Source organism: Pantoea sp. X-Soil-OKNW-713 (assembly GCF_059730685.1).
Genome location: NZ_AP035995.1, coordinates 2,673,172 through 2,686,739 on the forward strand (window position 1 = coordinate 2,673,172; position 13,568 = coordinate 2,686,739).

Consider the following 13,568-nt stretch of genomic DNA (forward strand, 5'->3'; position numbering starts at 1 on the left):
ATGTTAGCCTGTGCTCGCATCAGTCCCCTCTCCCGCCAGCGGGAGAGGGTTAGGGTGAGGGGACATAGGGTTCGACAAACACCCCATCCGCATGATCGTTTTCATTAAAGAACCAGATACCCAGCGGATAATCCTCCAGCGCAACCAGATACATGACGCCTTCATTGAATGGCTCTACCGCCAGAATCGTGCCTGAACGGCGCGGACCACCGTCTGTCTTTACCGTCACGCGGTCATTGACCTTCATTGAATACTCTCCAGAAATAGTGCCTCGGACACAGTGTAACGGAAGAATTGGGTAACCGTGTGATCGCGATCAGCCTGGGTGATTGCTCAACTCGCCTAAGAATGCGCCTGGCAAGGGATTTTCACTTTCTTAACGTTTAATGGCGAGACTTTTGACGCGGCCAGCGCGTAGAATTTTTGTTACTGCACCAACCCCAAAGGCGCAGTCAACCTAAAAGTAACAAGGATTTTTGCCCGCGCAGCGCGGGCTTTTTTTTGCCTGTTGCGCAGATTCCGCACGATTCCCCTCAGACGTCTATACTGTCTACGTCCCCCTTCTCCGCTCAGGAGGCACGATGATGGTAACGGTAAACGACGATAGCGATAACCTGAACAGCAATATCGATACATTGCTTAACGCCATTCAGGAAAAGACATCAGGCAAGATCAAAGAGCATATGCAACCACACGCGAGCGGATCGCAGGATGCGCAAATTGATCTGTCACAAGCCTTTGAACTGGATATCCACGATTGCTCCTGCATTGAAGTGCATCATTGATATCAGGCAAAAAAATACCCGGCGGGATAGCCGGGTAAAGTAAAAGCGCTAAATTCGTTACACCAGGAAAATCTCTAACACAGCAGCCAGATTACGCCTCAGTCTGAATAAGACAAGTGCCAACGCTTTCCAGAGGTGCAACCCCTCACCTGTTTTACGTCGCGGTTGTTACCGAAAACACCGCATGTATGCTGTCTTTTTTCTGCGCATCTTTTACACATGCACAATTCTGCTGTTAGCCTGTTTTAGGAATTTTCCTGGGTTAACTTCCCATCGCTGTGCGAAAAAGTGTGATCGCGATTACGCTATTATACTGATTATTCCTCGCTTTACGGATGCCCAAGGGTGTAAGGAGTGTGAAGATGGTCAGTCTTGACCAACCGTTATTGATCGTCACCGACCTCGATGGCTCACTGCTGGACCATCACGATTATCGTTGGGATGCCGCCAGCGAATGGCTGGCACGTCTGAAACAAAATCAGATTCCGCTGGTGATCTGTTCCAGCAAAACTGCGGCCGAGATTATTCCGCTGCAAAAAAAACTCGGCATTGCCGGATCGCCTTTTATTGCTGAAAACGGTGCCCGTATTGTTCTTGAGGCGGAGGACCGACGCAGTGAAGGACAGGGGCAAGCTTACCTTGCACTTTGTCAGCAGTTGAAAGGCTTACAGGCTGACTTTCGCTTCACCGGTTTTCACGATTTCAGTGACGTTGAAGTGTCCAGATTCACTGGCCTGACGCTGGCGGAAGCCAGTCAGAGTCGACAACGCGATGCTTCCGAGGTGGTGCTGTGGCGCGATGATGCCGCACGGCTGGATGAATTCCGGGCGGCCCTGCATCAGCACGGTCTGGCGTTAACCCAGGGAGGACGCTTCTGGCATGTGATGCCTGAAGGATGCGGAAAAGGTCACGCGCTGCAAACGTTGCAACAGCATCTCGCCCGGCGCGAGGGGATCACCCGTACCACCATCGGCCTGGGAGATGGCCCCAATGATGTGCCAATGCTGGAATACGTCGATTATGCCGTCGTCATAAAAGGCTTCAGTAAAACGCCGGTCATCCTGACGCGCGATGATGGGGAAAACGTCTACCACACCGCACACGTTGGTCCCGAGGGCTGGCGTGAAGGTTTGGATTATTTTCTTGCCCAACCCGATTAACGGGCGCACAGCTAATCAGAAGGATGAGGCGATGAGTGATTTTTACCAGAATGGCGTGATTACCAACTTTCATAATCTCACCCACCGTAGCGTTGAGTCGCTGGAAAAAGAGATGGTGCGTTTTGCCCGCAAACGCAAAATGGGGCTGATTTTACCGTCGCTGTTTTCCGAACTGGAAGGACCGGCGCTGGATAACATTGTCAATGAACTGGCGAAAGTGCCTTACCTCGATGAGATTGTGATTGGCCTCGACCGCGCAGACCGCGAGCAGTTTCTGTTTGCACGCGAGTTCTTTGCTCGCCTGCCCCAGCGCCATCGTATTTTGTGGAATGACGGGCCGCGTCTGAAAGCGCTGGATGCCGAACTGGACAAAGAGGGCCTTTCGCCCAGCCAGCCGGGTAAAGGGCGTAACGTCTGGTTCTGTACCGGTTATACGCTGGCCTCCGACCGTACCAGTTGCGTCGCGTTGCACGATTGCGACATCGTCACTTATGAACGTAGTATGCTGGCGCGCTTGCTCTATCCGCTGGCTAACCCGGCTTTTCAGTATGAATTCTGCAAAGGTTTTTATGCGCGGGTCGCAGGCGGCAAACTGAATGGTCGTGTCGGGCGACTGCTGGTGGGGCCGCTGCTGCGCTCACTGCAAAAAGTGTATGGTCATTCGGAATATCTCGACTATCTCGCCAGCTTCCGCTACCCGTTGTCCGGGGAATTTGCCATGCGCACCCATGTGCTGAACAATATTAAGATTCCCGGCGACTGGGGGCTGGAAATTGGCGTGCTGTCGGAGATTTATCGCAACTACACCACACGGCAAAGCTGCCAGGTAGAGATTGCCGATAACTATGACCATAAGCATCAGCCGCTGGCCGAAGAAGATGGCACCGGTGGTCTTAAGCGTATGAGCAATGACATCGTGCAATCGTTGCTACGTAAACTGGCGACAATGGGTGTGCCTCTGACCAGTGACTCATTCCGGGTATTGAAAGCCACCTATTATCGCAACGCGCTGGATATGATGGAGGTCTACAACCACGAAGCCACTATGAATGGTCTGAAGTTCGACCAGCATATTGAAGAGGCGGCGGTAGAGATGTTCACCCAAGCGATTCTCGACGCCGGTCAGGCATTTATTGAACGTCCGAATGACAAACCCTTTATTCCCAGCTGGAGCCGGGTGCAATCTGCCTTTCCGGATATCCTGCAACGGATTTACCAGGCGGTTGAAGAGGATAACGACGGTAAGGTTTAATCCGCGCTGCACACGCGATTACGGCCACTGGTTTTCGCCAGGTAGAGTCGGCTATCGGCTTTGGCCTGCAAGCTCTCCGCGTCGTAATCGCCCTGCTCCTCGCTGCTGGTCACCCCGGCCGAGAGCGTGATGTTAAAGGTGGTGCTGGCGTTCACCAGGATAGTTTTGGCCGCCAGACGCGCACGGATGCGCTCCGCCACCACACTGGCTTCCGCCAGGGTGGTTTCCGGCAACACAATACAGAATTCTTCCCCGCCAATACGCCCCGCCACATCGTATTTACGCAGCGTATGGCTGATTACGCTGGCTACACGGATCAATGCCTGATCGCCCGCATGATGCCCCCAGGTGTCATTGACCTGCTTAAAATGATCGACATCCAACTGGATAACCGCAAGCGGTCGCTGCAACTGCTGGCAGTGGGTGGCCTGCGCCACAAACTGTTCGAAGAAGGCACTGCGATTGAGTAAACGCGTCAAACCATCGTAATTGGCCCGCCAGGTGAGGCGCGCAGAGAGCTCATCCTGGCGGCGCACCAGACGGAAGATCACCTGATGTGCTACCGCCAGCATCAGGACAAACAGCAACCACATGCCAAGCAGGAACAGGGTAACGCGTCCCAGCTCCTGCTTCATACCCTGCTTCAGGGTCTGCACATTGATAATGTAGCCGTCGACATTTGCCAGTTTGCTCCAACTGGCAAACTGCGTCCCCAGCCGCAATATGCCGCTGCGTTCATGCTGCATACGCTTCAGCAATTCTTGCCGTTGTTCAGCATTCAGTGGGACTTCATCCGGGGCATGCAGGCGAGCCACCTCCTCCAGCTTACGATCGAGTAACACCAGGTTACCCTGCAACAGCGTATGACGCGTTTCCGCCAGCAGATTACGAATGCGCGCCTGGGGGAAATCCATCGACAACACGCCATACCAGTAGCCATTGCTGATAATCGGCGCGCTGAGGGTCAACATCAGTCCTTCATCGAACTGCCCCTGGTAACCGCTGGTCCAGCGCAGATAGGGGCTGGGATTCTGCTGCGGGTTAAGGGCACGAAAATAGGCGCGCTGCACCATTGTGGCATAGCTTTGCTCCAATTCTTGCGGGCTTTGCGGTGGTCGCGAGCTGATATAAAAACCCGCGCGGGAGATGTACCAGAAGCGCGAATGAAAATCATGGTCCGGATCGCTGAATTGCATGATAAAACTGAACTCCAGCGCAGCGCGGATCTCCTGGTCAATCAGAGCCGGGTCGCGCCTTAGCAGCGGATCACGCGCCAGCCAGTCATCTCCGACACCGTTCAGCGGCATACTACGCGGGCTATTCAGCTGCAATTGCCACAACGGATGCTGACGTAACGCCTGGAAACGCGTCACCGCTTCGCGCGCGTTATCGGAATCAAGCGGGTGTGTCAGCGCATAACTCAGCATCTTTTGGTAGTAAACCAGCTCATCCACGCTCTCCTGGAACTGACTGTCGAGATTCTTTTGAATCTCCGCCAGTTGCGCACGTTGACGATCTTCATAGCTGGTTTTTAGCTCCAGCGCTTCATGCACCGTCAGGAAAGCCGAGAAAAGGAAAACCGCAAAAAAACACAGGTGAACAGATAAAAAGGGATTGCCCGACTGCCGGGGAAGTGGCGTTTGTGCCATCAGCAACCATGCTCCGGAAAAAGGCGAATGAAAACAGTGTAGCCAGCCGGGGAAAGATCGTACAGACGGGGATCGGTAGCGGCGCGATTTATCGCGCAATTTCGTGCAGGGTGCAGAAAAAGTCGCGCGATAAAACGTGCCGCTACGTATTCATCTCAGCTATTAGCTGGCCAGCTGACGCGCGGCAGATAAGTGACAGAGCTCATCACTATGGAATGCCTCACGGCGCACGCTGTAGCCATCATACCAACGACACTCTACCATTCCGCTGGCATAGCCGGTCACCACCATAGTGGGTCCGCCCTGTTTGTGCTGAACTTCGTCACTGATCGCAAAGGTCATACGCGCCCTCCCTTCTACCCGTTGAATGAACTTCATCAGGTATAGCAGGCGCGGGGGGTTTTTGCCTATAAGAGATTGTGATTACTACTGCAATTTAGGAATAAGCAGTTAAATATGCGGAAAATAAAAAAAGCGGATAAAAATTATTATCCGCTTTGAAATGCTTTCCCGGGTGGGAAAATCAGATTTTACAACCTTCGCAATCAGCTTCGTCGCTCAGATCGGTCGGGACTTCGCGTGCTTTCTCCGCCGCTTTCGCTTCAGCCTGTTCCAGCTGTGCATCGATATCAAATTCAAACATATCGTCGTTCATCATCGTTCTCCTGACCCGTGATTAGAAATTTCCTGCGCTTTATAGTCTTTATCCACGCACTTTGGCAATCAGATTCACCACCAACAGCACGATCGACCCAATCAAAAAGCCCAGTACCAGGTTGGCGCCGTTGCTGAGCAGCGCCGAGACCAACGGGTTAAAACCCGCGCTGTACGCCTCAATCGCATGGTGCAACGGCGTAATCCCGTGAATGACAATACCGCCCCCCACCAGGAACATTGCCAGGGTACCCACCACCGACAGAATTTTCATCAATATCGGGGCAGCGGCTAACAACAATCCCCCCACCGCCTGCGCCAGCGTGGATGATTTTTCCCGCAGCCAGTATCCGAGATCGTCGATTTTCACAATCCCGGCAACGATGCCATACACCCCCACCGTCACCAGAATGGCGATACCCGCCAGCACCATTACCTGATTGAGCAACGGCGCTTCCGCCACGATGCCCAGTGTGATGGCAACAATTTCGGCCGAAAGGATAAAGTCGGTACGTACCGCACCTTTCACTTTATCCTTCTCAAATGTCTTTGGATCCTGTTGCGCCAGTTGCTCAAGACGCTGCTGACGTGCTTCCGGGCTTTGCTCGGCTTTATCGTGGTTGAGGCTGTGCAACACCTTCTCCACGCCCTCAAAGCAGAGATACGCCCCGCCAATCATCAGCAACGGCGTAATCAGCCAGGGCGCAAGAGCTGAAATCAACAGCGCCAGCGGCACGAGGATCAATTTGTTAATAAAGGAGCCTTTCGCCACCGCCCACACCACCGGCAATTCGCGATTGGCTTTTACGCCGGTAACCTGTTGCGCATTCAGGGACAGATCGTCACCCAATACCCCGGCGGTTTTTTTTGCGGCCACTTTGCCCATCATAGAGATGTCATCAAGCAAGGTGGCAATATCATCCAGAAGCGTCAGTAAGCTGGTTCCTGCCAAAATGTTTTCCTTATTCCTGTTCGTGATCCTGACAACAGGGGCAACGCTCGACCGCAGTCACTGACATATCGGCGATGCCCGCACAATCCCACTCAACGCGTAACGGCTGCCCCGCCACATCCCCGGCATGCAAATATTTACTCACCGGACTTTCCGTCATACCCGTAATCTCTTCGGTGGCGACCAGCGTATCACCCAGATAGATCCGGGCGGTGGCTCGAGTGTTGACCATCCGTTCGTCACGAAGTTGGTACAGGCGTTTGACCGTCAGTTTTATGCTGCTCATGGCTATGTTCCGCGTCCCAGAGAAAGGAGTGATCTAAACCGTTATAGCGAGTAAAAGCAACAATCTGCCTTATACGCCGCGATAATGATGCAAACCTGCATGATCGATTTCACCGCTGTGACTGGCGGCCAACAGCCACTCCTCCAGTCGTTCAATTAACGCCTCATCCTCAAGGCGCAGCTTGCCACGTAACGCACATTCCCAGACGATCAGCACCTTCCAGCCGCTCTCCTGCAACTGCTGAATGTAGCGCCGATCCCGTTCGACATTACTGTTAATTTTACCGGCCCAGAATTCGGTACGCGTAGCGGGCATTTTGAACAGATAGCAATGATGACGATGCCAGAAGCAGCCGTGAACAAAAATAATCGCCTGCTGGGCCGGAACGACAAAATCAGGTCGACCGGCTAATGCTTTATCCTGCACCCGATAGGTAAATCCACGGTCTTTTAATATCAACGCAATACGCTGTTCAATCGCCGTATCCTGAGTACGAATTGCACGCATATTCTTGCTACGAACATCACGAGAATGGACGTCGGCCATAACCTTTCCTTTTTCTTGTGGCTCCTTCAACTTTAGCGGTTTGGGGCAAAAGCGAAAGCCGCATTCACTACCGGCACGTCGGGCCAATTTCTTCATAGCGTGAGGAGTGGTAGCATAGCCGCTTCACTGTTAAGGAAAAACGCATGCACGCCGAAGAGACCGCCGCGACTGCCTCACCCTCCCCACTCACTGTTTCCGCCACTGACGATGCCACCACGCTGTTGTTGCAAGTGCTGGCGATTTACGCCGCACGCGACCTTGTGAGCACGCTGAGCGACGCCGGTGGTCGCGACTGGAGCGTGCCCCGTCTCAACCGTATTCGTCAGGGAAAGAGCGCAGCACCGGCGTTAAGCAGCGCGGAAGTTGCCAGTTTGCAGGCGTTATTACCCGCTCGTCCCGCGCATTATGACGCGCCTCGTTTTCAGTTTGTCGATCTGTTTGCCGGTATTGGCGGCATTCGCCGTGGCTTTGAACAGATTGGCGGCCAGTGCGTCTTTACCAGTGAATGGAATAAAGAGGCGGTGCGGACCTACAAGGCCAACCACTATTGCGATCCGCAGCAACACCGCTTCAACAGCGATATTCGCCAGGTAACGCAACCGGCCGGTCTGAGTGATGAGCAGGCCATCTATCAACATATTGATCGCACAATCCCTGACCATCAGGTGCTACTGGCAGGTTTCCCCTGCCAGCCCTTCTCGCTGGCCGGTGTGAGTAAAAAGAATGCACTGGGCCGGGCGCACGGTTTCGAGTGTGAGGCACAGGGAACCTTATTCTTCGATGTGGCACGCATTCTGGCGGCGAAAAAGCCGCCGTTCTTCGTGCTGGAAAACGTGAAGAACCTGAAAAGTCACGACAAAGGACGCACCTTCGCCATTATTATGGCGACACTGGATGAGCTGGGCTATGACGTGGCCGATGCGAATAACGCGGGACTGGCCGATGCTAAAATCATCGATGCACGCCATTTTCTGCCGCAACATCGTGAGCGTATTGTGTTGGTGGGTATCCGTCGCGACACCCATCTGAGCGAGGGATTTTCTCTGCGCGCCTTACCCGCACTCTATCCCAAAAAAGTCCCGACGCTCAGTAGCTTGCTGGAACCCCAGCCTGATGCCAAATATACGTTGTCACCGGTACTGTGGAACTACCTTTACCAATACGCCAAAAAACACAAAGCCAAGGGGAACGGCTTTGGTTTCGGTCTGAACGATGCGCGTAATCCGTCGGTTTGCGTGCGCACCCTGTCGGCTCGCTATTACAAAGACGGTTCGGAAATTCTTATTGATCGAGGTTGGGACCGTGCGCTGGGCGAGCAGGACTTTCATCAGCCGGACAATATGTCACGCCGCCCACGTCGTTTAACACCACGCGAATGCGCGCGGCTGATGGGATTTGAAGCACCGGGTGAAACGCGCTTCCGCATTCCGGTGTCCGATACCCAGGCCTATAAACAGTTTGGCAATTCGGTAGTGGTGCCGGTGTTTGCTGCTGTAGCGCAACTGCTGTTGCCATTGATCGAACAATACACCCGCAACATGAAGTGATTTCGGGCAACGGGCACAGCAGTTCAGGCTGGAAAACGCGTAATAAAAAACCCGTCAGTTGACGGGTTTTTGTTTTATTTCTTTTTCTTGCCCTGCTTCTTCAACAGCGCGCGAATCTGTTTCAGTTCAGCAGCACTCAGTTGATCGGTTACCGCTTCTGCTGTGTCCTGATTGTCGATCGCATCCTGCGCCGGAGTCTGTAGGCTCGCCTGCAAGCGATTCACAATTTCCTGACTCATAGAAATTTGGTTGTCCAGAGCCAGTTGTTTGATGTGTTCTTTCAGCGCAGGATCAATCTTAATCGTTAAATTAACGGTCTCGGTCATCGTGTTACTCCTTATTGATTTTCATCAACGTAGCGGAAGATGCCGAAAGTTAACAGGCTGTCATAAAAATTTAATATTAGACGTGTAGGGGACTGAAATCCCTCAACACCGATTCGTCCATCGAGGTCAGGTTGCCCTGAAGCTCCGCGCACAGTTTTGCCATATAGCGCACCAGGAAGTCGGCATTGTGTTCCGCCAGTTGGCGTCCCGCTTCGGTTTGCATAGTTTCAGGCAGGCGTAGCAACTTCTTCTGGAAGTGATCCAGCGTCCAGTGCACATCATTCAGCTCACGATCTTTGCCCAGAGGATCGTCGCTGTCGAACAGCGGGCGTCCCAGCGCACCGGCAGTATAAAATACCCGCGCCAGACCAATGGCACCCAGTGACTCCAGGCGGTCGGCGTCTTGCACAATCTTCGCCTCAAGGGTTTGTGGCGCGATCGCGGCGCTGAAACTGTGCGCCTGCACGGCATGCGCGACAGCATCTATGTGGTCAGCCGGAAAGTCCGGGAAGTCTTGTTGCAGAATGCGGCGCGTCTCTTCAGCGGCGTAAGTTGAGGCCAGATGACGTTCCGGGTGGTTTTTCGGTAAGTTGACAACATCATGAAAGTAGCAAGCGGTCAGCACCACCAGCGCATCGGCATCGCTATTTTGCATAATGCGTGCCGCGCTCATCCAGACACGGCGCAGGTGGGCGATATCATGGGCTTTATCATCGTGCAGCCAGTTCTGCTGCAACCAGTTTTCGAAACGGTTTTGCCAGCCTGTTAGCGACATCGTGCTTCTCCTGTTATTGCTGTTATAAAGCACCGCCGTCAATGACGAGCGTGCTACTCCTGCAAACATCATAGCGGCCCGGTGATGACACTTTCTTTACACTCCTCCTGCATAATCAACTGCGAAAAAATGCGATCCTGATCCTGTTATAGCGCTGTTAACAGCACTTTCCCAGCACCACGCGCGTTTTCGGTATTTCCTCATCCTCGTTTCAGTTAAACGACTCTGTTTAGCAGTGATAATGTTTTAAAGCCATGCAGAAATAGTGTGTAATGGATTAATTCTGGTTTAACTCGCTAACTTAAAACACGTCGGTCAACCGATCACCCACGACATATTCTGAAAGAGTTCCCATTGTGTCCGTTATAACGTACTGTATCTGAGAAAAATGCGATTTTGTTTTTCCATTGCATCCAATCAAGCACGTTTTTTGCTTGTGAGCCATTTTTAAAACTGAATACGCACTGAATGCCTGACTATAAGGCGACAAATTATTAAGCAAATTGATTTAAACCCATTATGCTAATTCTGCACATCCGTGGACGCGGATGGTTCAGCAAATTCTCCGGGTTGGTAACACAACAAGAGGTAAATCATGAAAGAACGGCCGATTCTTTTTTCCGAACAGCGGGTCCGCGCCCTGCTGGTTGGCCAGCAAACACAGACCCGGCGCATTATGAAGACTCAGGCTTTTGGCCCTGGTCAGGATCATCACGAAGGCGTACACGCATTTGACGTCAGTGCAAACCATCTGCACGGCTATAAATTGATGTCAATGTCAGACATCAGTTATCACTGCCCCTATGGTAAACCCGGCGATCGTCTCTGGGTACGCGAAACCTGGCGTGGTCCGATCGTGCCGGAGGAACAGTTGGCAGAGTATGAACGCGAGCCACTCCCCTTCCGCGACCCGGTGTATTGTCAGTATCGCGCCGACAGCAATGAGCTGGGGCAGCAGGATGACAACTTGCAAGATGCCGAGCAATACGGCTGGCAGACCGCCATCCATATGCCACGCTGGGCCAGCCGTATTGATCTTGAGATCACCTCCGTTCGCGCCGAGAAGATTCAGGACATCAGTGAAGACGACATCATGGCAGAAGGCGTGCAGACCGACTCGCACTTCCTGAATAACTTCTTCACCATGAATATGAACTCCGAGTCGCCTAAAGAGGCCTATCGCAAGGCGTGGCAGAAACAATACGGTGCCACCAGTTGGGAAGTGAACCCGTGGGTATGGGTGATCGAGTTCCAGCGTGTGGAGCGTGAAGGGTAAGTCCTCTCTCCGGCAGAGGTGAGGGGTAAACCTCTCACCTTTGCAATCTCAGTCACAGACAAAATTCTTACTAACAGGTTGAATAGACAGCTTTGATTCTGCGCTGGTAATTTTCGCTGTACCGCGCGAGGATACCGTCTTACGCCCTGAAGAGTGAGTGATGCGATGTTCAAATGGCCGTGGCACGCGCAGGTAGAAACTTCAGTCGCAGCGCTGCCGTGGCAACAAGCGCTGGCACAACCTATTTTCTCTCTGCTTGACGAAAACGAGCAAGCCAGCCTCATCGCTCTGGCACAGCGCTTCCTGCAACAAAAAAAAATCACGCCATTGCAGGCGTTGCAACTCGACGAACTGCGTACCGCCCGACTGGCGTTGCTATTTTGCCTGCCAGTGTTGAAGCTCGGCCTGGAATGGCTTGATGGCTTCCATGAAATTTTGATCTACCCCGAGCCCTTCAACGTGGATGACCACTGGCAAGATGACAGCGGCCTGGTGCATCAGGCGGCGGCGGTGCACGCCGGACAAAGCTGGACCCAGGGGCCAGTGGTGTTGAATGCGCTGGATATCCAGGATTCGTTTGATCTCTCCGGCTATAACCTGGTGATCCATGAAGTCGCACATAAACTGGATGCACGCGGCAGCGGCTACACCAGCGGTGTCCCGGCTATTGCCCTGCGTGATGTCGCCAGTTGGGAAAAAGATTTACTTCAGGCGATGGAGGAGATCGAAGCTGAAGTGGAGTTGGTGGGTGAACAAGCCGCCACCATCGATCCCTACGCAGCCAGCGATCCCGCCGAGTGCTTTGCCGTCCTCTCCGAATATTTCTTTAGCGCACCGGATTTACTGGCAGAGCGTTTTCCCGCTATGTACCGCCATCTGCAACAATTCTATCGTCAGGACCCCCTGGCGCGTTTAGCCGCCACGCGCCCGGAAATTGCTTAAAGCGTGATCGCTTTGTATTAATGCTAGCCAGTTGAATACAAATGTATTTTTAGCTGTTGACAGCTCCGGCACTGCCCATTAATATGCGCCTCGTTCCAACGATTCCTCTGTAGTTCAGTCGGTAGAACGGCGGACTGTTAATCCGTATGTCACTGGTTCGAGTCCAGTCAGAGGAGCCATATTTAGAAAAGCCCGCTCAGGGAAACCTGAGCGGGCTTTTTGCTGGCCCTCATTCCTACTTAAACTTGCCCGCTGAATTGATCTGTAATGAATTTATAACTTCACTATGCCTTCAGGCAGAATCCTCAGCATCTCCCGCCAACTCACGCTCCAGTTGTTCAATACTCGGCAAATTGGTTTGGAACTCCTCAGGCAGGGATTCAACTAATTTGTATTCAGCGATGCCCATCGGCTGGGCCTTGTCACCCAGGGCATACTCCGCAACCACTTTGTTTTTACTCTTGCAGAGCAAGAGACCAATAGTGGGGTTGTCCTGCTCATCTTTCACCTGCCGATCGACAGCAGTAAGATAGAATCCCAACTGCCCCAAATGCTCCGGTTTGAACTTACCGCCCTTGAGTTCAATAACCACATAGCAGCGTAGTTTCAGATGGTAGAACAGAAGGTCGATGAAAAATTCATCACCACCTACATCCAGCAATACCTGCCGCCCCACAAAGGCAAAACCTGCGCCCAGTTCAAGCAGAAACTCGGTCACATGTTTGACCAACGCGTTTTCCACCTCTCGCTCCTGGGCCTCTTCGGTCAACCCCAGAAAGTCGAAACGGTACGGATCCTTCAGTGACTCACGGGCCAGGTCAGACTGCGCCTGAGGCAAGCTGGCATCGAAGTTAGTCACTGCGGTACCACTTCGCTGCAACAACCGGCTTTCGATTTGCATGACAAGAACATTGCGTGACCAATTATGCTCAATGGCTTTTATGGCATACCAGCGACGATCTTCAGGCAGGGACAATTTATCCAGCAACGCCAATTGGTGATACCAGGGTAATTGTGCAAGCACCGCTTGCACAAATTCCAGGTCCGGCCAGGCTTCGGCAAAAGCGCGCATATATTTAAGGTTACGCGGGGAAAAGCCCTTCATATCAGGAAAGGCTGTACGTAGATCATGCGCCAGCCGTTCAATGACTTTAGCACCCCAACCCTGCTCTGCTTGCCGTGCAAGGATATCGCGACCTATTCGCCAATACAGCCCCACCAATTCCCTGTTTATCGCCAGTGCAGCACGCTACTGAGCGTTATGAATACGGCCTTTCAGGTCGGCCAGCCAGTCAGCATAACCCTTTGGTTCAGGAACCAATGAAGCTGGGAGCTTCTTGCTCATACCGCTACCTCCTTGTCGTGTTCACCAACGTTGACCGGAACTTTGCCAAAACCTTCTAAAACGGCAGAAATGG

General features: G+C 52.8%; 16 protein-coding genes and 1 tRNA gene. 7 read left to right on the forward strand and 10 right to left on the reverse strand.

Annotation, left to right across the window (positions count from 1 at the left end):
- Nucleotides 1–49: 49 nt before the first annotated feature.
- Entirely contained in the window at nt 50–247 is a 198-nt protein-coding gene (gene dsrB / locus AC6I8R_RS12635) for a protein DsrB (protein WP_208724109.1), read from the reverse strand.
- Between the two features lie 334 nt (nt 248–581).
- Between dsrB and AC6I8R_RS12640 the strand changes: the two genes are divergently transcribed.
- From AC6I8R_RS12640 to AC6I8R_RS12650, 3 genes are all read left to right on the forward strand, one after another.
- Nucleotides 582–785: a DUF2525 domain-containing protein gene (locus tag AC6I8R_RS12640; RefSeq protein ID WP_021182854.1), complete on the forward strand. Its 204-nt coding sequence runs from the start codon at nt 582–584 to the stop codon at nt 783–785.
- Nucleotides 786–1,147: 362 nt separating this feature from the next.
- Nucleotides 1,148–1,945, forward strand: coding sequence for a mannosyl-3-phosphoglycerate phosphatase-related protein (locus AC6I8R_RS12645; RefSeq protein ID WP_497832409.1), 798 nt, complete (start codon nt 1,148–1,150; stop codon nt 1,943–1,945).
- A gap of 31 nt (nt 1,946–1,976) precedes the next feature.
- The gene (locus AC6I8R_RS12650; protein ID WP_021182852.1) at nt 1,977–3,197 is read left to right on the forward strand and encodes a glycosyltransferase family protein; all 1,221 of its coding nucleotides are present in this window, start codon (nt 1,977–1,979) and stop codon (nt 3,195–3,197) included.
- Here AC6I8R_RS12650 and dgcQ read toward each other — a convergent pair.
- From dgcQ to AC6I8R_RS12680, 6 genes are all read right to left on the reverse strand, one after another.
- Nucleotides 3,194–4,846, reverse strand: coding sequence for a cellulose biosynthesis regulator diguanylate cyclase DgcQ (gene dgcQ, locus AC6I8R_RS12655; protein WP_497832410.1), 1,653 nt, complete (start codon nt 4,844–4,846; stop codon nt 3,194–3,196). The genes AC6I8R_RS12650 and dgcQ overlap by 4 nt on opposite strands.
- Nucleotides 4,847–5,008: 162 nt before the next feature.
- A complete protein-coding gene (locus tag AC6I8R_RS12660; RefSeq protein ID WP_021182850.1) occupies nt 5,009–5,188 on the reverse strand; it encodes a YodC family protein in 180 nt (59 codons plus the stop codon).
- A gap of 181 nt (nt 5,189–5,369) precedes the next feature.
- Nucleotides 5,370–5,504, reverse strand: a complete 135-nt coding sequence (locus tag AC6I8R_RS12665) for a hypothetical protein (RefSeq protein ID WP_021182849.1) — start codon at nt 5,502–5,504, stop codon at nt 5,370–5,372.
- A gap of 45 nt (nt 5,505–5,549) precedes the next feature.
- Entirely contained in the window at nt 5,550–6,452 is a 903-nt protein-coding gene (locus AC6I8R_RS12670; RefSeq protein WP_415174469.1) for a DUF808 domain-containing protein, read from the reverse strand.
- 10 nt (nt 6,453–6,462) lie between these two features.
- On the reverse strand, nt 6,463–6,738 hold the full coding sequence (locus AC6I8R_RS12675) for a hypothetical protein (RefSeq protein ID WP_021182847.1): 276 nt from the start codon (nt 6,736–6,738) through the stop codon (nt 6,463–6,465).
- 69 nt (nt 6,739–6,807) lie between these two features.
- On the reverse strand, nt 6,808–7,284 hold the full coding sequence (locus tag AC6I8R_RS12680; protein WP_021182846.1) for a very short patch repair endonuclease: 477 nt from the start codon (nt 7,282–7,284) through the stop codon (nt 6,808–6,810).
- A 143-nt stretch (nt 7,285–7,427) separates the two neighbouring features.
- On the opposite strand from AC6I8R_RS12680, the gene dcm reads away from it, so the two are divergent.
- Nucleotides 7,428–8,831 (forward strand): DNA (cytosine-5-)-methyltransferase, encoded by a 1,404-nt coding sequence (dcm, locus tag AC6I8R_RS12685; protein WP_497832411.1) that lies wholly within the window; start codon nt 7,428–7,430, stop codon nt 8,829–8,831.
- 74 nt (nt 8,832–8,905) lie between these two features.
- Here dcm and AC6I8R_RS12690 read toward each other — a convergent pair whose 3' ends face one another.
- Entirely contained in the window at nt 8,906–9,157 is a 252-nt protein-coding gene (locus tag AC6I8R_RS12690; protein WP_021182844.1) for a hypothetical protein, read from the reverse strand.
- A gap of 76 nt (nt 9,158–9,233) precedes the next feature.
- On the reverse strand, nt 9,234–9,932 hold the full coding sequence (locus AC6I8R_RS12695; RefSeq protein WP_021182843.1) for a phosphohydrolase: 699 nt from the start codon (nt 9,930–9,932) through the stop codon (nt 9,234–9,236).
- A 595-nt stretch (nt 9,933–10,527) separates the two neighbouring features.
- Here AC6I8R_RS12695 and AC6I8R_RS12700 point away from each other — a divergent pair.
- From AC6I8R_RS12700 to AC6I8R_RS12710, 3 genes are all read left to right on the forward strand, one after another.
- Complete coding sequence (locus AC6I8R_RS12700) at nt 10,528–11,208, forward strand: hypothetical protein (protein ID WP_415174467.1); 681 nt, start codon at nt 10,528–10,530, stop codon at nt 11,206–11,208.
- A gap of 165 nt (nt 11,209–11,373) precedes the next feature.
- Nucleotides 11,374–12,150 carry a DgsA anti-repressor MtfA gene (mtfA, locus tag AC6I8R_RS12705; RefSeq protein WP_415174466.1) on the forward strand — a complete coding sequence of 259 codons (777 nt, stop codon included), beginning with the start codon at nt 11,374–11,376 and terminating at the stop codon, nt 12,148–12,150.
- 103 nt (nt 12,151–12,253) lie between these two features.
- Nucleotides 12,254–12,329, forward strand: a tRNA-Asn gene (locus AC6I8R_RS12710).
- Between the two features lie 113 nt (nt 12,330–12,442).
- Here the strand turns inward: AC6I8R_RS12710 and AC6I8R_RS12715 are convergent.
- A complete protein-coding gene (locus tag AC6I8R_RS12715) occupies nt 12,443–13,390 on the reverse strand; it encodes a PDDEXK nuclease domain-containing protein (RefSeq protein WP_497832761.1) in 948 nt (315 codons plus the stop codon).
- Nucleotides 13,391–13,568 lie beyond the last annotated feature (178 nt).

Coding starts and splice junctions, on each gene's coding strand:
- AC6I8R_RS12690 (WP_021182844.1), bottom strand. CDS start 9,157: ATGACCGAGACCGTTAATTTAACGATTAAGATTGATCCTGCGCTGAAA.
- AC6I8R_RS12695 (WP_021182843.1), bottom strand. CDS start 9,932: ATGTCGCTAACAGGCTGGCAAAACCGTTTCGAAAACTGGTTGCAGCAG.
- mtfA (WP_415174466.1), top strand. CDS start 11,374: ATGTTCAAATGGCCGTGGCACGCGCAGGTAGAAACTTCAGTCGCAGCG.
- AC6I8R_RS12675 (WP_021182847.1), bottom strand. CDS start 6,738: ATGAGCAGCATAAAACTGACGGTCAAACGCCTGTACCAACTTCGTGAC.
- AC6I8R_RS12660 (WP_021182850.1), bottom strand. CDS start 5,188: ATGACCTTTGCGATCAGTGACGAAGTTCAGCACAAACAGGGCGGACCC.
- dcm (WP_497832411.1), top strand. CDS start 7,428: ATGCACGCCGAAGAGACCGCCGCGACTGCCTCACCCTCCCCACTCACT.
- dsrB (WP_208724109.1), bottom strand. CDS start 247: ATGAAGGTCAATGACCGCGTGACGGTAAAGACAGACGGTGGTCCGCGC.
- AC6I8R_RS12640 (WP_021182854.1), top strand. CDS start 582: ATGATGGTAACGGTAAACGACGATAGCGATAACCTGAACAGCAATATC.
- dgcQ (WP_497832410.1), bottom strand. CDS start 4,846: ATGGCACAAACGCCACTTCCCCGGCAGTCGGGCAATCCCTTTTTATCT.
- AC6I8R_RS12645 (WP_497832409.1), top strand. CDS start 1,148: ATGGTCAGTCTTGACCAACCGTTATTGATCGTCACCGACCTCGATGGC.
- AC6I8R_RS12665 (WP_021182849.1), bottom strand. CDS start 5,504: ATGATGAACGACGATATGTTTGAATTTGATATCGATGCACAGCTGGAA.
- AC6I8R_RS12680 (WP_021182846.1), bottom strand. CDS start 7,284: ATGGCCGACGTCCATTCTCGTGATGTTCGTAGCAAGAATATGCGTGCA.
- AC6I8R_RS12650 (WP_021182852.1), top strand. CDS start 1,977: ATGAGTGATTTTTACCAGAATGGCGTGATTACCAACTTTCATAATCTC.
- AC6I8R_RS12700 (WP_415174467.1), top strand. CDS start 10,528: ATGAAAGAACGGCCGATTCTTTTTTCCGAACAGCGGGTCCGCGCCCTG.